This is a genomic window from Vibrio sp. 10N.247.310.98 (assembly GCF_041467395.1).
Taxonomy (GTDB): Bacteria; Pseudomonadota; Gammaproteobacteria; order Enterobacterales; family Vibrionaceae; genus Vibrio; species Vibrio crassostreae_C.
Genome location: NZ_JBFSUL010000080.1, coordinates 1 through 19,327, shown reverse-complemented (window position 1 = coordinate 19,327; position 19,327 = coordinate 1). Strand labels below are relative to the sequence as shown.

21 protein-coding genes are annotated in these 19,327 nt (G+C 45.7%); 18 read left to right on the top strand and 3 right to left on the bottom strand.

The genetic code is table 11. The annotated features are described in order from the left end of the window. The first annotated feature begins 129 nt into the window (after window positions 1–129). Window positions 130–636 (top strand): hypothetical protein, encoded by a 507-nt coding sequence (locus tag AB6E78_RS21325; protein ID WP_048659808.1) that lies wholly within the window; start codon window positions 130–132, stop codon window positions 634–636. A gap of 128 nt (window positions 637–764) precedes the next feature. On the opposite strand, the gene AB6E78_RS21320 is transcribed toward AB6E78_RS21325, so the two are convergent. From AB6E78_RS21320 to AB6E78_RS21310, 3 genes are read right to left on the bottom strand one after another with little or no spacing between them, the layout of a single operon-like run. After that, complete coding sequence (locus AB6E78_RS21320; protein WP_372117348.1) at window positions 765–2,006, bottom strand: NAD(P)/FAD-dependent oxidoreductase; 1,242 nt, start codon at window positions 2,004–2,006, stop codon at window positions 765–767. A gap of 23 nt (window positions 2,007–2,029) precedes the next feature. Continuing rightward, complete coding sequence (locus tag AB6E78_RS21315) at window positions 2,030–3,103, bottom strand: methyltransferase (protein WP_017062270.1); 1,074 nt, start codon at window positions 3,101–3,103, stop codon at window positions 2,030–2,032. A 28-nt stretch (window positions 3,104–3,131) separates the two neighbouring features. Continuing rightward, window positions 3,132–3,521 (bottom strand): hypothetical protein, encoded by a 390-nt coding sequence (locus AB6E78_RS21310; RefSeq protein WP_017062271.1) that lies wholly within the window; start codon window positions 3,519–3,521, stop codon window positions 3,132–3,134. A gap of 72 nt (window positions 3,522–3,593) precedes the next feature. Between AB6E78_RS21310 and AB6E78_RS21305 the strand changes: the two genes are divergently transcribed. The 17 genes from AB6E78_RS21305 (at window position 3,594) to AB6E78_RS21225 (ending at window position 19,242) form a co-directional block, all read left to right on the top strand. After that, window positions 3,594–4,343, top strand: a complete 750-nt coding sequence (locus tag AB6E78_RS21305) for a beta-ketoacyl synthase chain length factor (protein ID WP_372134178.1) — start codon at window positions 3,594–3,596, stop codon at window positions 4,341–4,343. After that, window positions 4,340–5,110, top strand: coding sequence for a lysophospholipid acyltransferase family protein (locus AB6E78_RS21300; protein WP_372104564.1), 771 nt, complete (start codon window positions 4,340–4,342; stop codon window positions 5,108–5,110). Before AB6E78_RS21305 ends, AB6E78_RS21300 begins: the two co-directional genes overlap by 4 nt. Before the next feature lie 105 nt (window positions 5,111–5,215). Further along, entirely contained in the window at window positions 5,216–5,476 is a 261-nt protein-coding gene (locus tag AB6E78_RS21295; RefSeq protein WP_004736154.1) for a phosphopantetheine-binding protein, read from the top strand. A gap of 10 nt (window positions 5,477–5,486) precedes the next feature. Further along, a complete protein-coding gene (locus AB6E78_RS21290) occupies window positions 5,487–5,744 on the top strand; it encodes an acyl carrier protein (RefSeq protein ID WP_372134180.1) in 258 nt (85 codons plus the stop codon). Next, window positions 5,744–6,301, top strand: a complete 558-nt coding sequence (locus AB6E78_RS21285; protein ID WP_017062274.1) for a septation protein IspZ — start codon at window positions 5,744–5,746, stop codon at window positions 6,299–6,301. The genes AB6E78_RS21290 and AB6E78_RS21285 overlap by 1 nt, the downstream gene beginning before the upstream one ends. Window positions 6,302–6,307: 6 nt before the next feature. Then, a complete protein-coding gene (locus AB6E78_RS21280) occupies window positions 6,308–7,696 on the top strand; it encodes an AMP-binding protein (RefSeq protein ID WP_102393642.1) in 1,389 nt (462 codons plus the stop codon). An 88-nt stretch (window positions 7,697–7,784) separates the two neighbouring features. Then, window positions 7,785–8,147: a 3-hydroxyacyl-ACP dehydratase gene (locus AB6E78_RS21275; RefSeq protein WP_017062276.1), complete on the top strand. Its 363-nt coding sequence runs from the start codon at window positions 7,785–7,787 to the stop codon at window positions 8,145–8,147. Continuing rightward, window positions 8,140–9,939: a glycosyltransferase gene (locus AB6E78_RS21270; protein ID WP_017062277.1), complete on the top strand. Its 1,800-nt coding sequence runs from the start codon at window positions 8,140–8,142 to the stop codon at window positions 9,937–9,939. The genes AB6E78_RS21275 and AB6E78_RS21270 overlap by 8 nt, the downstream gene beginning before the upstream one ends. Beyond that, window positions 9,917–11,464, top strand: a complete 1,548-nt coding sequence (hutH, locus tag AB6E78_RS21265; RefSeq protein WP_017062278.1) for a histidine ammonia-lyase — start codon at window positions 9,917–9,919, stop codon at window positions 11,462–11,464. The genes AB6E78_RS21270 and hutH overlap by 23 nt, the downstream gene beginning before the upstream one ends. 39 nt (window positions 11,465–11,503) lie before the next feature. Next, window positions 11,504–12,007 carry a thioesterase family protein gene (locus tag AB6E78_RS21260; protein ID WP_372134181.1) on the top strand — a complete coding sequence of 168 codons (504 nt, stop codon included), beginning with the start codon at window positions 11,504–11,506 and terminating at the stop codon, window positions 12,005–12,007. Next, the gene (locus AB6E78_RS21255; RefSeq protein ID WP_017064143.1) at window positions 11,994–12,674 is read left to right on the top strand and encodes an outer membrane lipoprotein carrier protein LolA; all 681 of its coding nucleotides are present in this window, start codon (window positions 11,994–11,996) and stop codon (window positions 12,672–12,674) included. Before AB6E78_RS21260 ends, AB6E78_RS21255 begins: the two co-directional genes overlap by 14 nt. Further along, entirely contained in the window at window positions 12,646–15,018 is a 2,373-nt protein-coding gene (locus AB6E78_RS21250; protein ID WP_048659798.1) for an MMPL family transporter, read from the top strand. Before AB6E78_RS21255 ends, AB6E78_RS21250 begins: the two co-directional genes overlap by 29 nt. Further along, window positions 15,015–15,638, top strand: a complete 624-nt coding sequence (locus AB6E78_RS21245; protein WP_372134183.1) for a DUF3261 domain-containing protein — start codon at window positions 15,015–15,017, stop codon at window positions 15,636–15,638. The genes AB6E78_RS21250 and AB6E78_RS21245 overlap by 4 nt, the downstream gene beginning before the upstream one ends. A gap of 5 nt (window positions 15,639–15,643) precedes the next feature. Beyond that, on the top strand, window positions 15,644–16,843 hold the full coding sequence (locus AB6E78_RS21240) for a beta-ketoacyl-[acyl-carrier-protein] synthase family protein (RefSeq protein WP_017062283.1): 1,200 nt from the start codon (window positions 15,644–15,646) through the stop codon (window positions 16,841–16,843). Beyond that, a complete protein-coding gene (locus tag AB6E78_RS21235; protein WP_017062284.1) occupies window positions 16,836–17,300 on the top strand; it encodes a hotdog family protein in 465 nt (154 codons plus the stop codon). The genes AB6E78_RS21240 and AB6E78_RS21235 overlap by 8 nt, the downstream gene beginning before the upstream one ends. Next, window positions 17,297–18,022 carry a 3-ketoacyl-ACP reductase FabG2 gene (locus AB6E78_RS21230; RefSeq protein WP_372134185.1) on the top strand — a complete coding sequence of 242 codons (726 nt, stop codon included), beginning with the start codon at window positions 17,297–17,299 and terminating at the stop codon, window positions 18,020–18,022. The genes AB6E78_RS21235 and AB6E78_RS21230 overlap by 4 nt, the downstream gene beginning before the upstream one ends. Beyond that, on the top strand, window positions 18,019–19,242 hold the full coding sequence (locus AB6E78_RS21225; protein ID WP_017062286.1) for a beta-ketoacyl-ACP synthase: 1,224 nt from the start codon (window positions 18,019–18,021) through the stop codon (window positions 19,240–19,242). Before AB6E78_RS21230 ends, AB6E78_RS21225 begins: the two co-directional genes overlap by 4 nt. Window positions 19,243–19,327 lie beyond the last annotated feature (85 nt).

Here is a 19,327-nt window from a genome sequence, read left to right as displayed (position 1 = left end):
TCTTCTTGAAGATAAAAGCGGCTTTCCCCGGAAAGCCGCGATGAACCTTATTTTTTTCATGGGTATTAGTTTCGGTTTTGCAGTATTTGGCGTAATCTTATTAATAACATAATCATCACTTAGCAAACTATGAGTCAGAATAATCTAATTGGTGCTACCGGTTACCGCTTTATCTCGAAAGGTAAAACCGCTTTTAAGATCCACATCCATACTCCCGAAGATACGGTGCTGCATCGGTCGGTCGGTTTTGTTCGTATGGGTGAAGACAAAGCACTAAAGAAAACCATTAAATTAAGAGATGAACTGGGCAGACAGCTTTGGGGTAAATTTTGGCCCAAAGTCCTCAAAGAGCCCTACCTAATGACGCGCCTGCCTCATAGTTTAGAACCCAAAATTGTATTCAAGCCAAATCCAACTCAGAATGATCCTGAGCACCGCGACGAGTGCTACATCGCTAAGTGGCGTGTATTCTCAGAAAACGGCGACTACAAATACAAAACTAAGGTGTGCTCCATTAGAAAGCACGGCAGACTTGCCGCTTACAGCCAAACCAAACGTGCGCTGCTTGATGCCCACAAAGACGTAATTGATCTACTTATATTTATGGGACGATTGAACAGCATCGACTTAAAATAGGCTTAAATCCGATTAAGCTGACCGCCCATATTTTTCAGATACAAAAACAGCCGCACATTGCGGCTGTTTTTAATTTATGACGATCCATCGTGGCAATTTAGAGTATTGCTACATACAAAATCGATTACCTAGTTTCGGCATATCTCAGCCAGTGTCGCCAATCGGCGCTTAGACTCTTTCACATAAGGGTTGGCTTGATCCCATGCGTAACCCGCCAGAATTGAGCACACCATCTGCTTAATCTTTGGATTTGGATCTTGATAGAAAATCACATCCTGCAAAGTACCTGAGTACCACCCCTCAACATACGTTCTAAAGGTGTTTACACCAACCATCAAAGGAGCGGCATAATCGCGTTCCCAATCTACCTTCTCACCGTTAAGTTGCTTTTCGACACACTCAACCGCAAACTGTGCCGACTTCATCGCAATCGTCACGCCTGACGAGAACACCGGGTCAAGGAACTCGCCGGCATTGCCAAGCAACGCGTACTTATCCGTCGCCAAATGTTTTACATTGGCAGAATAGCCACCAATTTCACCCGCAGGGTTTGGATACTCGGCGCTTGCCAGTATCTCAGCCAAGCCCGGCTCTTCCGCTGCCAGCTGTTTAATTGCAGCAATCTTGTCTTCTGGATAGGACTCAAAGAACTTAGGCTCTCCTACGACACCAAACGAAGAGACACCGTTACTAAACGGGATCAACCAATACCAAACATCAGGGTTGGTTGGATGCACAGAGATAAGAATTTTATTTCGGTCATATTCAAGATCGGTATCCACCTCTGCAATATGATCGTTAATGTGCGTAAAAATAGCTTTGCGTGGAGGGAGCGATGACGGCTCTGCCAAGTTAAGCATTTTTGGTAGCACTCGACCAAAACCACTGCCATCCAGAACGTATTGCGCTTCTATCTGATAACGCTCTCCACCCAGCACTTGTACATCTAAAATGGTGCTGTCGTCGGTGAAATTAATGCCCATTAACTCATGTTGGTAATCAATGCAGACACCCTGCGCCTCAGCCGTATCTGCCAAAACCTTATCAAAGGCACCTCGCTGAACCTGAAACGTAGTTCCAGGGCCAGAAGAGAACTTGTCTTCAAAATTAAACGCCGTATAAACGCCATTTTTGCGAAAGGCAGCGCCATCTTTGTATTGGAAGTTAGCGTTGATCACTGCGTCAGTCATCCCAGCCTGTTCAATCATTTCCATACAAGCTGGTAATAGGCTTTCACCAATAGAAAAGCGAGGGAATACGCTCTTTTCAATCACTCGAACATCGATGCCTTTTTTATGAAGTAAAGACGCAGCAATAGACCCTGATGGCCCAGCTCCGATGATCACCACTTGAGTTGATAGTTTTTTCATTATTTAAGCCATGTTTGTTATTTTTATTGCGCGCCAGCTTTCAATTCTAGAAGCGTGTGACCAAGACCGATATCGTCGGTACGCGTTACCACTTCAAAGCCCGCTTCTTCAACAATCTCTAAGAAATCTTCACTGCGGTAAAAACGACTGTTGCCATTGGCCAAGCAGGTAAAGTAGAGAGACGTCGCGTTTAAGCTATAAGAAGCCGCATCGTATTTCTGTGAATCCCAAAACAGTTCAAGGATATAGACAGTCGCATCTTCTGACATATGAGAGCGAACGCGCTTTAATATGCTCAGAATCTCCATTGGCGAGAAACAATCAAGGAACTGACTCATCCACCAAACATCCGCGCCCGTTGGCAGAGTTTGCTGTTTATCGAGCATATTCGCTGGGAATGGCGTGACTCGCTCTTGATGACCATGCTTTGCCGCGTTTGCCATTGCCATTTCTAGCTGCTGTGGCAAATCAACAATCGTCACCTCAACGTCCGCATCATGGTTGCAGCATTGCATCGCCCACTTACCCGTGTTGCCGCCGATATCCACCAGCGACTTAGGTTTCTTGCTGAAGACTTTTTCAAGTAACACAGGGAACGAGCGATCCGAATAGAAGTGATCAAACTTGAACCAACTCTCTTTTGCTTTTTCTGGCAATTGAGACAAGCCTTGGTAAATGGTTTCCCAATCACCCAACTCTTTCAAGCCTGCAGGTGTGCCTTCTTCAATCGCTTCTGTTAGATGCATCATCGCGGCATAACAAACATCGGCTGTGAAATCCATGTTTGCGTTAGTCATACCATCATGCAGAAGGTAGAAACCAAGGTTAGCCATTTTGTAGTTAGGCTTTTCCCAAGTCACAATATGAGCACTTAACGCCATATCGAGCAGGACTTTCACGCCGTACTCAGAGACACCGGTCGATTCAGAGATAGACTCTGCTGGTAAACCCTCGTTGCCCGCGTCATCTAACGCTTTCAAAATGCCTAAATCACGAAGTGTACGAGCAGTATGAAAAACAATCGGAGCGAAAGACAATTTCTGCGCTTCTGTTTTTGCTTCTAATGCGTTGAATGGATCTAATTTATATTCCGACACGAAAAACCTAACTTTAAATAATAGAGAGTTACTCAGCTGCCATTTGCGCAAGCTTACGTTTAATATCAACGTTTAAGTTATTAACCCAACGGTTGTAATTACGGTGTATTTCACCATCGTCGTACTTCAAATTCTCTGATTCAACGTAAAGAATAGAGTAAAACTTATCACTATAAGGAATTTCAACCACAGCGTGGTGCGAACGAACATACAATTCAGCGCGGATCAAACCAGGCTTTATTTCTGAAACCAACCAGCCTCGATTTTCAGCAGATTCAGAAATAGCTGATTTAACCTGTTTACTTTGAAGATTCAGTGCAACTGGAGTATCCTCAACATTCATTACAGGTTGGACGCGTCCACATCCTGCAAGAACGAATATGAATAACATTGAAACTGCTATTTTTAGTAATTTCATTTAAATTCCTTATCTGTGTTTATTTATAAGCGCGCATAGTATTTAGTTAGACTCAAAGCAAATCAATACTCTATGTCAAATCAATCCCAATTAATGTCGTTTAATATTGAGAAATGGTCTGCAAATTCGGCTGGTCTCAATTCTGTTGCCCAATGGCAAGCGTGGAGCACTAATTTAGATTGGCCACAAGATGGCTCAACTGAATTTAAAGCGATCCCACCGATGATGCGCCGCCGAATGAGCCTACAAAGTAAATTGGCCGTTCAAACTGCATTGACACTCTTAAAAGACAACTCGATTGATTATCTGGTTTTTGCCAGTCGACATGGTGAACTGCACCGAACCGCAACCTTGATCCAGTCGATATTGGAAGGTGATGATGCCTCGCCAATGGCGTTTTCACAGTCGGTGCATAATACAGCTGCAGGGTTAACTACCATCGCAGCGAAAGCACCAATCCCTCTGACCTCTATTGCGGCCGGCCAAGATACTTTCCACAACGCTCTGATCGAAGCTTATCTTTACCTTCATCAATATCCGTCGCATCGAGTGTTAGTTATCGATTTCGACCAACCTCTGCCCGAGCTCTACCAAGAGTACGAAACACAGAACTTTGCTGATTATGCGCTGGGCTTAGTGCTCACCGCTGGCAGTGAATACTCTATTACTAGGACAGTAGAGACCAACCAAGCACCTTCCGTGTTACCACAAGGGCTACAAACGCTCCAACATATCTTATTGGGCGCAAATAAGTGGGCTATTGCTGGCAAGCACCAAACTTGGTCTTGGGTAAATAACACCGAGACAGGTCCACAATCATGAGCAAAATCGACCAATATTGGCGAGTATTCGCGACAGGGCTGTGCTTTACCATCTTTGGTCTAGGTGGCTTAGTATTGAGCTTCTTAATCTTACCGACTATCGCGCTAACCAATCCCAATACCATTAAAAGAGAGCTTAAAGCACAGCGATTAATCCGTTTCTCATTCAATGCGTTTTGCCAGATCATGAAGTTCACCGGAGCAATCGATTACCGAATTGATGGTGCAGAACTACTGCGTAACGACCGTAACTGCATTATCGTCGCCAACCACCCAAGTTTGATTGACTATGTGCTGATCGCCTCTCAACTTCCTCAATGTGATTGCCTCGTCAAAGCGGCCATTTGGGAAAACCCTTTTATGAAAAGGATTGTCAAAGCGGCAGGTTATATACCGAACCAAGCCCCTGACGATCTTTTAGAGCGCTGTGAAGAACGCTTCTCACGTGGCAATGTCATGCTGATTTTTCCCGAAGGAACTCGCACAACGCCAGGAATTGAACCATCCTTACAGCGTGGGGCGGCACAAATCGCGACTCGAACACAAACCGATTTACGCGTGATTCATATTACGGTTTCTCCGACATTCTTAACGAAAGAGAAAAAATGGTATCAAGTTCCTGCGTCGAAGCCCTTTTTTCATGTCGCGGTGAAAGGTAAAATAGAAGTCGAACCATTTATTGAAGGCTCAAATAATTTAACTTCGGCAGCAAGGCGTCTTAATCATCATCTTGCACAAACAATTTTCCCTTCCGAAGAAAACATTTAGCGTATCAATAACATAACAGGCGATATCGGCATTTCGAAAATACCTCATATAATGTAGAATCGCCCCCTTAAAGCAGCATTCAGATAAAGCATTAAGTAGGCCAAAGTGGAAACATTACACAACGAACTGAAACAACTGATCATCGACGCATTGAACCTTGAAGACATGAGCATTGATGAGATTGAAACGGAAGCTCCACTATTTGGTGATGGACTTGGACTAGACTCTATCGATGCCCTTGAGCTTGGCCTTGCTATCAAGAAAAAGTACAACATTGTTATCGATGCAGATGATTCAAACACTCGACAGCACTTTGCGTCAGTTGAAAATCTAGCGAACTACATCTCTTCTCAAACGAATAACTAGACAGATCTTTATGACACAAGCTAACCAACAAGAAGTATACAACCAGGTTAAAGATGCGCTTATTGAGCTGTTCGAGCTTGACGCTGAAGATATCACCCCTGAAGCTCATCTCTATCTTGATCTAGACCTAGACAGCATTGATGCCGTTGATTTGGTCGTTCACCTACAGAACGTCACAGGTAAGAAGATAAAACCTGAAGAGTTCAAAGCAGTGCGCACCGTTACTGACGTTGTCGAATCTGTGGTTGAACTATTGAAGGACGCCTAATGCGTCCTCTGCTGACTTTACTGTCGGCAATTATACTTTTCACTTATCCAATAGCGGTTTACTTTGGACTCAACAAGTTTGGCTTACAAACCGTTGGTATTGCCTTAGCCGCTATCTTTGCTGTACGCATTTTCACCGGCGGTCAGGCTAAAATCAAAGAGCTAAAACACCTAGCTTGGATCAGTGGAAGTGCCGGTATTGTTCTGCTGGCTTTAGGCTTAGCCTTTAAGCAACACGGCTGGCTAACCTATTATCCCGTTATCGTTAATGTTTGTATGCTGGTTGTATTCGCTTCGAGCCTATGGCAACCACAAACGATTATCGAACGTCTTGCTCGCCTTCAAGAGCCTGAACTTCCGCAAAGTGGCGTTGATTACACACGAAAAGTCACCAAAGTGTGGTGCTTGTTCTTTGTTATCAATGGCTCTATTGCCCTTTACACCTGCTTCCAACCGCTAGAAGTATGGACCCTATACAATGGCTTACTCAGCTATCTGTTTGCAGGGTTACTCTTTGCAGGAGAGTGGGTAGTAAGACAGCGCATTCGTCAGAGTTAAATTGTTATGACCCAAACCGTATCTTACACCTCGTTGTCTGAGCTTCTTAGCCAGGACAGAGCCCCTGAATCTATTGTCTGCTTTGACGACAATAGCGAGATTACGTGGCAAACATTTAACGACGACTTATCTCAACTCGTACAATTTTTGTCTTTATCCCCTTTTCAACGAATCGCGATTTGTACCCAAGACAGCTACCTATTTTCGGTGGCCTTTTTGGCATGTACAGCAGCCAACAAACACATCATCTTACCGGGCAACTACCAGCCATGTGCGCTTGCTGAGTTAAGTAAGCAGTTTGATTGCCTGCTAGTTGATAACTCGATTGGCGAAGTTGAGGTGAATGACGTTCGTAATATCCAAACCTTATTGGATTCAAACACTGAAGCACAAAAACCTCTAACCGAGAATCTTACGACCATTGATTTGGCAACAGTCCCATTAACTCTGTTCACTTCAGGTTCAAGTGGCACGCCAAAAGCGATAGATAAAACGTTAGAGCACCTCGATATTGAGACCGCTCAGTTACACAAGAACTGGGGTGAGTTACTCAAGGGAAACCAAATCCAAAGCACAGTTTCTCATCAACATATCTATGGTTTGCTGTTTAGAATCTTATGGCCACTATGCTCTGGTGTTCCATTTGCTCGACACAACCTTGAATACCCAGAACAGATCTTATCTCACGCAAATCAAAACTGTGTACTGATCAGCAGCCCAGCGCTACTTAAACGATTAAAGCATGAGACCAACAAGGTACAACTTGCAGGAATCTTCTCTTCGGGTGGTCCATTGCCTACCGAGTCGGCTCACCAGTCACGAGATCTGCTTGGTCATTTACCGATTGAAGTCTTTGGTAGCACAGAAACCGGTGGCATCGCATTTCGTCAGCAAGAGAGCGCTCAAACGCCTTGGCAGCTTTTTGCCTGTATTGAGGCTAGTCTCAACAGTGAGAATTGCATTAAGTTATTGTCGCCGTACATCGATAAGAATAACTGGTATCAAACCTCTGATGAGTGCGAGATGGTCTCGGAGAATCAATTCATATTGAAGGGCCGAACGGACCGAGTGATCAAGATAGAAGAAAAGCGAGTATCACTGGTTGAAGTGGAAAAGCGACTGGAGCAACTGCCTTGGATAAGTGAGTGCGTGGTTATTCCATTTGAGGAGCCTGAGCGATTAATATTAGCCTCTGTTTTGGTATTATCAGATGAAGGCCAAGCCGCTCTATCGACCATGAGCAAAGGTAAATTCTGGTTGATGCTGCGTACAGAACTCAGAAAGTGGTTAGAGCCAATCGCAATCCCGAGAAAATACCGTGTTGTCGATGAGATCCCCCTCAACAGCCAAGGTAAGCGATTAACATCTCACATAGAACAGCTAATAAAATCATAGAAACCGCTGATCGTATTTTACACTGAGATTATCTTTTTATATTTTTGTCAAAGAACCAATATTTGCCCAAGGATTCTAAGCACGCCCTATGGATAAAAGAAAACCAAACATCATTGCTGTAGACACGGTAGAAAATGAATCGACCCTGACACTTCATGTTAGCGGAGATATCACCGACTTTAATGGGCACTTCAAGAGCTTCCCTATTCTACCTGGCGTCACGCAAATTGATTGGGCACTTCACTACGCAGTCCAAGAGTTAGGCGTTCCTGGTTTCTTTAAAGGAATGGAAGTCATTAAGTTCCAAGAGCCTATCCTGCCTGACGCTACAATCCAGCTATCACTCAAATGGGATGCTGACAAAGACAAGCTGAGCTTTAGTTACACATCAAACAACGGTGAACAGACCCACTCTTCAGGCAAAATGAAGCTGGGAGAAAAAAGTGAATAGCGCTCCCGTCGAGGCTACTTCTCAACACCACACAAAAGAAAGCAGCTACAAGGCTTGCTTCCTTATCCCGTGCTTTAACCATGGCGCAACCATGCCGGCTGTGGTGTCGTCACTTCATCATTTTGAGTTACCGATCATCATCGTTGACGATGGCAGTGAACTCACAACAAAACAGTTTCTGTCTCCCCTAGCAGAGAATTCAAACGTAACCTTGGTGACGCTTGAACAGAACCAAGGTAAAGGCGGCGCAGTAAAAGCCGGAATCAAAAAAGCGCAGCAACTAGGCTTTAGCCACGCTATTCAGATAGATGCTGATGGGCAACACGACCTGGAAGCCTTGCCAACATTGATTGAGGCCTCACAAGCTAAGCCACAACGTCTGATATCAGGCCAGCCTATCTACGACGACAGCGTACCCAAAGCAAGGCTCTATGGGCGCTACGCGACACATATCTGGGTATGGATAGAAACCCTTTCTTTATCAATTAAAGACAGCATGTGTGGCTTTAGAGCGTATCCTATCAACCAAACTCAAACTGTGTTGAATAAGTACGATGTTGGTTCGAGAATGGACTTCGATATCGAGATTTTGGTTCGCCTGTATTGGGAAGGTTGCGACATAGACTTCGTTGAAACGCGCGTTATCTATCCTGAGAACGGCATCTCTCATTTCGATGCGTTGTGGGATAACGTCAAAATCAGTTGGATGCATACACGTCTATTCTTCAGCATGCTGCCAAGAGCACCAAAACTGATTGCTCGCCATTTCAAATCCGATTCAGCTGATAATAACCCAAATTTATCGACTGATTCAGAGCCGCAAGCTTCTGAACAACCACACTGGTCCCGCACTCAAGAACGCGGCACAGTATTAGGCATTAAGCTGTTATTAGCCATTTATACCTTGTTAGGTCGCGGTGTGTTCAACCTCATTCTGCGTGGTGTGATGCGTTACTACCACTTGACGGGCCAGCGTGCGCGAAACGCTTCCGAACAATATCTATTCCAATTAAAAGCCTATGCGGAACAGCAAAATATTGAGCTCCCCGGAGAACTAACCAGTTACAACCATCTGCTTTCATTTGGCCATACGATGCTCGACAAGCTCGCGGCATGGAAAGGTGATTTCTCGGCAGATAACCTGACTATTCATGGCCAAGACCAGTTCGAGAGCATGGTGGCAAATAAGCAAGGTGTGCTAATCCTTGGATCTCACCTTGGCAATATTGAGCTGTGCCGAGCTTTAGGTCGCAGACACTCGAACATCAAAATCAACGCCCTGGTTTTTACAGAACACGCCGAACGTTTTAATTCCGTGATGAAAGCGGTTAACCCGCAGTCTGATTTAAATCTGATTCAGGTGACATCGATGGGGCCTGATACCGCTATCTTGTTACAACAGAAACTAGAGCAAGGCGAATGGATCGTGATTGTTGGCGATCGAACTTCCACCAGCAAAGAGAGCCGCTCAGTATGGGCTGAGTTCTTAGGTAAGGAAGCTCCATTCCCTCAAGGTCCATTTATGTTAGCCTCGGTTCTCAAAGCACCCGTATTTTTGCTGTTTGGGTTACGTGACGACTCACAATCTAAGCCGCATTTTAATGTCTATTTCGAGCATTTTAGCAACAAGATCGAGCTACCAAGAAAGACTCGCGAACAATCTTTACAGCAAGTCGTGCAAAAATACGCAAATCGACTTCAGCACTACACACTGCAAGCACCGCTTCAGTGGTACAACTTTTTTAATTTTTGGACATTGAGCAAGCACCATGACGAAAAAGAATCCAAATAGCATCACCTTTGGTGCCGAGCGCCTCACGATTGAGGATGTTGTCGCTATCTCACAAGGCGCAAAAGCCTCGATGAACACAAGTGAAGCATTCACATCTAAGATCGACCGTGGTGTCGCTTTCTTAGAACGCCTATTGAAAGAAGAAGGTGTGATTTACGGTGTAACGACGGGTTACGGTGACTCATGTACGGTTGCGATTCCGCCAAACCTAGTTGACGAGCTACCACTGCATTTAACACGTTTTCACGGCTGTGGTTTAGGTGAAATATTGTCTCACGAACAAGCTCGTGCAGTCCTTGCAACTCGTCTTTGTTCGTTATCACAAGGTGTCTCTGGTGTGACTCACGATCTACTCAACCAGATCGTTACCCTAATCAACCAAGACATCTCACCACGCATTCCTCAAGAAGGATCGGTGGGTGCCAGTGGCGACTTAACACCTCTGTCTTACTTAGCCGCAGCACTGATTGGTGAGCGTGATGTAATCTACAAAGGTGAAGTGCGCCCAACCAGTGACGTCTACAAAGAGTTAGGAATTAGCCCTATCAAACTTAAGCCAAAAGAAGGCTTGGCGTTGATGAATGGTACGTCTGTAATGACGGCATTAGCTTGTATCGCTTACAAGCGTGCGGAATATCTAGCTCAGCTATCAACTAAGATCACCGCTATGGTATCAGTCGGTATGCACGGCAATGACTTCCATTTCGATGAAGCGCTGTTTGCAGTCAAACCTCATCCTGGTCAACAACAAGTTGCTGCATGGCTGCGTGATGATCTGCAAGCGGATCGCCCGCCACGTAACAGTGATCGCCTCCAAGATCGTTACTCTCTGCGCTGTGCTCCACATGTTATCGGCGTGGTTCAAGACTCTCTGCCTTGGCTACGCCAAATGATCGAGAACGAGCTAAACAGTGCCAACGACAACCCAATTATCGATGGTGATAATGAGCGCGTACTGCACGGTGGACACTTCTACGGTGGACACATTGCAATGGCGATGGATACGTTAAAAACTGCAGTTGCGAACCTTGCTGATCTGCTTGACCGTCAAATGGCTCAGCTGATGGACTACAAGTTCAACAACGGTTTGCCATTCAACCTAACGGGTGCTGAAGGCGAACGTAAGCCAATCAACCACGGCTTTAAAGCAGTGCAGATTGGCGTTTCAGCTTGGACAGCAGAAGCATTGAAACACACCATGCCAGCAAGCGTATTCTCTCGCTCAACTGAGTGTCACAACCAAGATAAAGTGAGTATGGGCACCATCGCAGCTCGTGACTGTTTACGCGTTCTAGAGCTAACCGAACAAGTGGCAGCAGCGTCACTACTGGCGGGGACACAAGCACTCGAACTTCGTAAGCGCCACAATGAGCTTGATGAGCACCACATGAGTGAGAACCTCAAGCACATTCGCGACGAAGTGCTTAAGGAGTTTGAATTTATCGTAGAAGATCGACCACTTGAAGGCGATCTACGCCACTTCATTGCTCGTATTCAAAGTCAGCACTGGTCACTTTACTCATAAAGTAGCCAACCCTTTACGCAATATTGTTGAGAGCGATTTATGTCTGAAATCCTTCACCCATTACAATCTGAGGTGACGCTTATCACCTCATTCCAAGATGCCGACCCAATGGGCGTGATCTATCACGGCAACTACTTCCGATTCTTTGAAGAAGTTAGGCGCATCATGATGGATAAGATTGAGTACAACTACCATGAGATGAAGGATTCTGGCTACATGTGGCCTATCATCGATACCCGCGTGAAATACATTAAGGCGATACCGTTTAATCACAAGATTAAGGTAACGGCGAAACTCACCGAGTGGGAAAATCGCCTGCGCGTCGATTATGAAATTCATGATGCTCTAACCGGTGCTCGAATGACACGTGCTCACACCATGCAGGTTGCCGTCACCATCGAAGAACAAGAGATGTGCTTTGCCTCACCCAAAGTGTTTACTGACAAAGTCGAACACTGGCACCAATTTGGTTGCTTACCTCTAACAACTGAACATCAAACACAAACCTCTAACCCACAGCAGGTGAACCATGAATCTGTTTAAACGCAGTCGCAAATACATCAATATCGCGCTAATTGGACTTACTGCGATGATGGCAAGCGGCCTTGTAAGCGCCAAAGAAAACTCTGCTGCTGTCAATTCTATTTCAGAGCTGCAGACGGTGCTCAGCGAAAATAGTATTGTGCGTGGTGAGTTCACTCAAACACGCAATATGGAGATGTTCGCCCAGCCTTTAACGTCACAAGGTACATTTCTGTTAGACAAATCAAGTGGCTTACTCTGGACACAAACCACTCCGTTTCCCGTGAACTTAGTGCTCACCGATAACAAACTGAGCCAAAGGTTTGCCGATCAACCCGCAAAAATCATCACCGACAAAGAAAATCCAATGGCGTTTTATTTCAGCCATATCTTCTTGTCAGTGTTTCATGGGGACACGCAAAAACTTCAGGAACAGTTCGCACTCAATTTTGAGCCCGCAACTAACACCAGCTCTGATGAAAATGTACAAGCATGGACACTGACTCTAAAGCCCAAAAATGCACCGATGAATGCGGTGTTTGAGGCTATCACGCTGCAAGGCAACAGCGATATTGAACGTATTGAGTTGAAAGAGATTCGTGGAGATAGCACAGTGATCGAATTCAGTCAGTTAAGCCATCTACCGGAAGTATTATCAGATGCTGAAGCGAAACAATTCCAACTCTAGTCTTGCCCTTGTTTGGCTTGTTGTTGTAATGCTGTTTAGCGGGTTGTTGACCAAACAATTCGCTTTTTCTTCGTCGGTACCGATTGAAAGCAACATTCTAAAGTTACTGCCCGAAAACCAGCAAGACCCAATGGTAGAGCAAGCCTTTCAGCAGATATCCAGCTCGATGAGCGAGCAAGTGGTATTTATCATAAGCGCTCCCGATATCGAACAAACCATGGTTGCGACCGACGCTTTTGAAAAAGCTCTCAACCAAAGAACTTTTTCAAGTCAGCCAACTCTGTTTAAGCAAGTTCAAGGTAAAATCAACGCCAGCACTCAAAGCCAGTGGAGCGATTTCTATTTTCGTCACCGATCTCAACTGCTGACCCAACAACAAAAAGAGACGCTGACACACTCGCCTGATTCGCGAGCTCAATATGTCATTCAGTCTCTGTACAATCCATTCTCAGGCGTCACTGCAGCAGAGTTATCTCTCGACCCATTCTTGTTATTTCGCGACTACATCAGTGCTATTGGCGTCCAATCAAGTAACTTTGTTCTGAAAGAGGGCTATCTCACGGCCCAGTCGAATGAGCAAACTCATATTTTAGTCACGGCTACTCTGGCGGACTCACCTTATAGCTTGGCGATTCAAGAACAACTTCCAGATCTTGATTCAATTGAGCGCGAGGTCGAAAAACAATTTGGCGTCAAGGTGCAGCATACTGGTGTGGTGTTCTACGCCAATTACGGTACCGAAAGCGCGAAATCAGAAATCAGTACCATTGGTTTGGGCTCATTGGCAGGCGTTATTTTATTGGTGTGGCTGACATTTCGTAGTGCGCTACCACTTGCCTTATCTTTACTCTCAATCAGTACAGGATTATTGGTTGCACTGGCAAGCACTGTCGCTATCTTTGGTAAGGTGCATCTATTCAGCTTGGTGTTTGGCGCTAGCTTGATTGGCGTATCCATCGATTACTCTTTTCACTATCTCACTGACCGTTTGGCCGCAGGAAGCCACTGGCAGAGCGATAAAGGCCTAAAGCATATTTTCATTGCCATCACTCTAGGTTTAATCACCAGCTTAATCGGATACTTAGGGCTACTGGTTGCGCCATTCCCAGGCTTGCAGCAACTGGCTCTGTTTTCGTCGATTGGACTGATCGCAGCTTACGCCAGTGTGGTGTGCTGGTACCCCGTTTTAGCGGTAAAACCAGGCCAAGAGCGCCCTCTTCCCCTGTCGAAACTTTGGCATACTTGGTTAAGCCTTTGGAGCAACCAAAAATTTAGAATTGGCTTACCGTTAACAGTGACTGTCGTTAGCTTGATGTCACTCAGTCAAATTCGTTACGACGACGATATTCGCCAGCTTCAGGCTATGCCCGAACAACTCAAACAACAAGAGCAAGCCATTACTGAGATATCAGGGTTAGGCAGTGGTCAAAATATGCTTTTGGTCACAGCTCAGAGCGACCAAAAGCTACTCAAAAAATTGACAGAAATCACCACAAGCTTAGATTCGCTGGTCAATAGCCAAGGTATCTCCGGGTATCGCAGCATCAATCAACACTTGTTAAGTAAACAAGAACAGCATGATAACTATCAGTTGGTTGAACAACTCTATAGTCAACAAAGCCATATATTACAAAGCTCTCTCGGTTGGTCTACGTTTCCAGAACTACCAAAATTCGAACCAATCACGGTATCTGGATTTTTGGAGTCTCCAGTCTCAGAGCCTGTTCGACCACTTTGGTTAAAACCTATCGACGGGCAAGCAGCGTCGGTCATTTTGATAAAAGACGTCACTGATGCTGAGCTGTTCTCACAGTGGTTGGAGTCAGATTTTGCTCAGAAGCAAGGTGTGAAACACCTCAATAAAGCGGATGAAATCTCCTCTCTTTTTGCTGAGTACCGCGTCAAGATTACCGAGCTGTTATTGATAGCATTGGCAGCTATTGGCATGCTGTTAGGCTGGCGCTATGGTGTGAAGCAAAGCCTGTTAATGCTGTTGCCTTCATTGATTGCAGGCGTAGCAGGTTTGGCGGTCACGGGCATTTTAGGCTCGACACTGAACCTATTTAACCTGCTTGGTTTGATTCTGATTTTAGGGATTGGCATAGACTACACCCTGTTCTTTGCTGAGCAAAAGAAATCGCTGAGCACCTTATTAGCGATCACCTTGTCAGGTCTCACAACACTACTTTCATTCGGCTTACTGTCGCTGAGCCAGACTCATGCTATTCATAGCTTCGGGGTGACGGTTCTGACAGGGATCTTTGTCGCTTGGCTGCTTTCTCCACTCGCGATCAACAGTAGTAAAAACGTAGAAGGACCAATTACTCGAGAGGCTTTTAGATGATCCAGACATTAAAGGTAACCTTCGCCATACTAGTGGGCATTCTAATGAGTGCCTGCTCGATGGTTTCTCAGCAGCCAAGTGGTGCGAGCGTGTCTATCGATCAAGACACCGATCTACCACTACCACTGCCAGCTGAACTGGGATACTCATTAACAGCCAGTCAGTTGATTAGCGCTACGTGGGAAAATGATACACAGCAGCTTCCGGTTCAAGTCGAAGTCACACCAGGTAAAGTGGTTTTGGCGGGGTTCTCCTCTTGGGGTACTCGCATTCTATCGCTGCAATACCAGAATCAAGTAATTGATACGCAGGTTTTGTCTGGGCTTGGCGCAACTTTGCCACAACCTGAACAGGTGCTATTTAATTTAATGCTTACCTTATGGCCGGCTGAAGCATGGGCTCAGCCTTTACAAAGCATAGGTTGGCACCTAGTCGATACCGACAAAACAAGAACCGTATTTGATGAAAACCAACAGGCAATCATTCAAATTGATTACCAAACAGATCCTGGTACACACAAAACGGCAGGCGACATTGTTTTCAAACATTTGACCCTGGGCTACAACATCACCATACAAACGTTGAACTCAACGATTGTCGACAATCCAAGTAAGAGTTGAACACTATGCCTATTTACATCCAAGACTGTGGTTTCCACTCAGCGCTAGGCTCAGAGATTGCCGATATTCATGGCTGTCTAAAAGACGAGCGTGAATCAAATATGGTCGAAGTGCACGATATGCTGAACGATGGTAAACACACTGTCGTTGGTCAGATCGCGGGTGAACTACCACCGATTCCTTCAGATCTTACGCAATACGCCACTCGCAACAATCAACTGGCGCTGTCGGCTCTTCACCAAATTGAAGATTCTATCGAGCAAGCCAAATCTCAGTTTGGCGCAGATAGAATTGCTGTTGTTATTGGCACCAGCACATCTGGGATCTCCGATGGTGAAGCAGTCTTCAAACAAAAATTGGCAAACGGCGAGTTTCCAGCAGATTACCATTACTCAAAACAAGAGCTTGGTGATACCTCAGAGTTCGTTAGCCAGTATTGCGCATTAACGGGGCCAAACTACGTCATATCTACGGCTTGCTCATCCAGTGGCCGCGTATTTCTGACCGCCCAGCGCTTATTAGATTCAGGTATGGCTGATGCCGTGTTAGTGGGTGGTGTGGATACATTGTGTAAGCTGACACTCAATGGTTTCCACGGTCTTGAAGCACTCTCAACAACACATTGTAAGCCATTTAGTGCAACCCGAGAAGGTATCAACATAGGAGAAGCAGCGGCATTTATGTTGCTCAGCAAAACAAAGTTAGCCGGTGTTAATGCAGCACAAGACACGTCAAACATTGCCTTATTGGGCTGTGGGGACAGCTCTGATGCACACCACATTTCAGCGCCTCACCCTGAAGGCAATGGTGCTGAACAAGCAATGAAAAAAGCGTTACATTCTGCACAGTTAAACGCAGAAGACATTGGTTATATCAATGCACATGGTACAGCAACGCCACTCAATGACTCGATGGAAAGTAAAGCCATTCATCGTATTTTTGCAAACAAGGTTCCCGTCAGTTCTACCAAACCGCTGACCGGGCATACTCTAGGCGCAGCAAGTGCGATTGAGGCTGCAATTGCGTGGCATATTTTGAAATATGACTTACCGCTTCCCTTACAAAAATGTCAGGATAAAGCTGAAGATATTGAGATTGATTTGGTAAACTGTTCACAGAAACTTAAAGCAAAGAACATCTTAAGCAACTCGTTTGCTTTTGGTGGCAACAACATTAGCCTGATTTTTGGTGTAGTAAATGACTGATATCCCTTCTGTAGACCAACTTCTCCCTCACGATGATCCGATGATATTAATCGATCGTGCTATCAGCGTAGAGGCGTTGTCGATCCACTGTCAGGTCGATATTGGTGACCATAATCTGTTCTTTGACGCCGAATCTCAAACGGTACCAGCATATGTTGGAATCGAGTTTATGGCGCAGTCTGTAGCGGCATGGTCTGGATATCACGCACTTAAAAACGGCACCACGCCCCCAATCGGATTCTTACTCGGCTCTCGTCGCTATAAATCACTGTGTGATGAGTTTACTCAAGGTCAGACCCTTGATATCTACGCCGAACAGATGATGGAAGACAGCGGTATGGCTGTGTTTACCGCAAGAGTCGAAGACCGAGGTGAGTTAGTGGCTCAATGCCAACTCAACGTCTACGTGCCGACCGAACAAAAATTACAAGAAATGAAAACTAGGAGCCCATCATGAGCCGTCAGGTTTTAGTCACTGGTGCCAGTAAAGGTATTGGTAAAGCGATCGCTATTCAACTCGCGAAAGACGGGTTTGAAATCGCCGTTCATTACATGGGTGACAAGCAAGGTGCTGAAGATACGCTAAAGTCGATCACCGAACTGGGTGGCGCTGGACGTCTTATTCAATTTGATATCAGCAAACGAAGCGAGTGTCGCGAAAAGCTTGAGTCTGATATCGCTGAACATGGTGCTTACTATGGTGTAGTGAACAACGCGGGCATTACTCGTGACACTGCATTCCCCGCGATGACGGAAGAAGAGTGGGATGGTGTGATCCATACCAACCTAGATAGCTTCTACAACGTACTTCACCCTTGTGTAATGCCTATGGTTCAAAAGCGTAAAGGTGGCCGTATCGTCACTCTAGCGTCGGTATCCGGCATTATGGGTAACCGTGGTCAAACTAACTATGCTGCAGCAAAAGCGGGGGTGATTGGCGCAACTAAGTCTCTTGCTCTAGAACTCGCAAAACGCAAGATCACGGTAAACTGTGTCGCTCCTGGCTTAATTGACACAGGTATGGTTGACGAGCACGTGAAAGATCATGCACTTCCTCAAGTACCACTGCGCCGTATGGGTGAGCCGGAAGAAGTAGCCGGCCTAGTCAGCTACCTAATGTCTGATATTGCAGGCTACGTAACTCGCCAAGTGATTTCAGTAAATGGAGGCTTAGTATGACCCGCCGCGTTGTTGTAACTGGAATGTCTGGTGTTACTGCTTTTGGTAACGACTGGCAACAGATAGAGCCTAAGCTAAAGGCCTGTGAAAATGCGACTCAATATATGCCAAGCTTCGAGCAATATGATGGTCTCAACACAAAACTTGCCGCGCCTATTGATGACTTCCAACTGCCTAAACACTACAAGCGTAAGCAAGTGCGTGGCATGGGCCGTGTATCACGCCTAGCTACCGTTGCGACTGAGAATGCATTGGAGCAAGCCGGCTTAATTGGTCACGATGTATTGACCAATGGCGAAACTGGTATCGCTTACGGCTCTTCAACTGGCAGTACCGATGCGGTTGGTGCTTTCGGAGTAATGCTGAACGAGAAGTCGACACGAGCAATCACAGCAACCACTTACGTTCAAATGATGCCACACACAGCCGCGGTAAACGTAGGTCTGTTCTTTGGTCTGCGTGGCCGCGTGATTCCCACCAGCAGCGCCTGTACTTCAGGAAGCCAAGCCATTGGTTACGCCTATGAAGCGATCAAGCATGGTTACCAAACCGTAATGGTTGCCGGTGGTGGTGAAGAGTTATGCCCAACTGAGTCTGCCGTTTTCGATACCCTTTTCGCTACCAGTTTAAAAAACGACACACCCAAGAAATCCCCTAGCCCATACGACAGCGAGCGTGATGGCTTGGTTATCGGCGAAGGCGCTGGAACCCTGATCCTTGAAGAGTACGAACATGCTGTTGCTCGTGGCGCAAAGATCTACGCAGAAATCATAGGTTTTGCGAGCAACTGTGATGCGGCTCATGTGACTCAACCTCAGATGGAAACCATGCAAATCTGTATGGAGAAAGCATTGAGAGACGCACAACTTCCAGCTGAGAAGATTGGCTATGTTTCTGCGCACGGTACTGCGACTGAAAAAGGTGATATTGCAGAGAGTAACGCGACAGCGAATATCTTTGGTGAAGTACCAATCAGCTCTCTTAAGAGTTACTTTGGCCATACGCTTGGTGCATGTGGTGCAATTGAAGCGTGGCTCAGCCTAGAGATGATGCATAGCGGTTGGTTCAGCCCAACCCTAAACCTTAAGAATGTCGATGAACAGTGCGGCAAGCTCGATTACATCACGGGCTCAGGTCGCGAATTGGATGTTGAATACTTGATGAGCAACAACTTTGCTTTTGGTGGAATCAACACCTCTATCATCTTCAAGAAAGTCTAAGCTTAGCTACATAAAACGCTAAGTAAATAAAAAGGTTCATCGCGGATTAGCGGGAACTAAAAACAAAAACGGTAGTAAGTGATAT

Bases quoted from the DNA above. Each gene is read 5' to 3' on its own strand.
- AB6E78_RS21325 (WP_048659808.1), top strand. From the start codon at position 130: ATGAGTCAGAATAATCTAATTGGTGCTACCGGTTACCGCTTTATCTCG.
- AB6E78_RS21320 (WP_372117348.1), bottom strand. From the start codon at position 2,006: ATGAAAAAACTATCAACTCAAGTGGTGATCATCGGAGCTGGGCCATCA.
- AB6E78_RS21310 (WP_017062271.1), bottom strand. From the start codon at position 3,521: ATGAAATTACTAAAAATAGCAGTTTCAATGTTATTCATATTCGTTCTT.
- AB6E78_RS21305 (WP_372134178.1), top strand. From the start codon at position 3,594: ATGTCAAATCAATCCCAATTAATGTCGTTTAATATTGAGAAATGGTCT.
- AB6E78_RS21300 (WP_372104564.1), top strand. From the start codon at position 4,340: ATGAGCAAAATCGACCAATATTGGCGAGTATTCGCGACAGGGCTGTGC.
- AB6E78_RS21290 (WP_372134180.1), top strand. From the start codon at position 5,487: ATGACACAAGCTAACCAACAAGAAGTATACAACCAGGTTAAAGATGCG.
- AB6E78_RS21285 (WP_017062274.1), top strand. From the start codon at position 5,744: ATGCGTCCTCTGCTGACTTTACTGTCGGCAATTATACTTTTCACTTAT.
- AB6E78_RS21280 (WP_102393642.1), top strand. From the start codon at position 6,308: ATGACCCAAACCGTATCTTACACCTCGTTGTCTGAGCTTCTTAGCCAG.
- AB6E78_RS21275 (WP_017062276.1), top strand. From the start codon at position 7,785: ATGGATAAAAGAAAACCAAACATCATTGCTGTAGACACGGTAGAAAAT.
- hutH (WP_017062278.1), top strand. From the start codon at position 9,917: ATGACGAAAAAGAATCCAAATAGCATCACCTTTGGTGCCGAGCGCCTC.
- AB6E78_RS21260 (WP_372134181.1), top strand. From the start codon at position 11,504: ATGTCTGAAATCCTTCACCCATTACAATCTGAGGTGACGCTTATCACC.
- AB6E78_RS21255 (WP_017064143.1), top strand. From the start codon at position 11,994: ATGAATCTGTTTAAACGCAGTCGCAAATACATCAATATCGCGCTAATT.
- AB6E78_RS21250 (WP_048659798.1), top strand. From the start codon at position 12,646: ATGCTGAAGCGAAACAATTCCAACTCTAGTCTTGCCCTTGTTTGGCTT.
- AB6E78_RS21245 (WP_372134183.1), top strand. From the start codon at position 15,015: ATGATCCAGACATTAAAGGTAACCTTCGCCATACTAGTGGGCATTCTA.
- AB6E78_RS21240 (WP_017062283.1), top strand. From the start codon at position 15,644: ATGCCTATTTACATCCAAGACTGTGGTTTCCACTCAGCGCTAGGCTCA.
- AB6E78_RS21235 (WP_017062284.1), top strand. From the start codon at position 16,836: ATGACTGATATCCCTTCTGTAGACCAACTTCTCCCTCACGATGATCCG.
- AB6E78_RS21230 (WP_372134185.1), top strand. From the start codon at position 17,297: ATGAGCCGTCAGGTTTTAGTCACTGGTGCCAGTAAAGGTATTGGTAAA.
- AB6E78_RS21225 (WP_017062286.1), top strand. From the start codon at position 18,019: ATGACCCGCCGCGTTGTTGTAACTGGAATGTCTGGTGTTACTGCTTTT.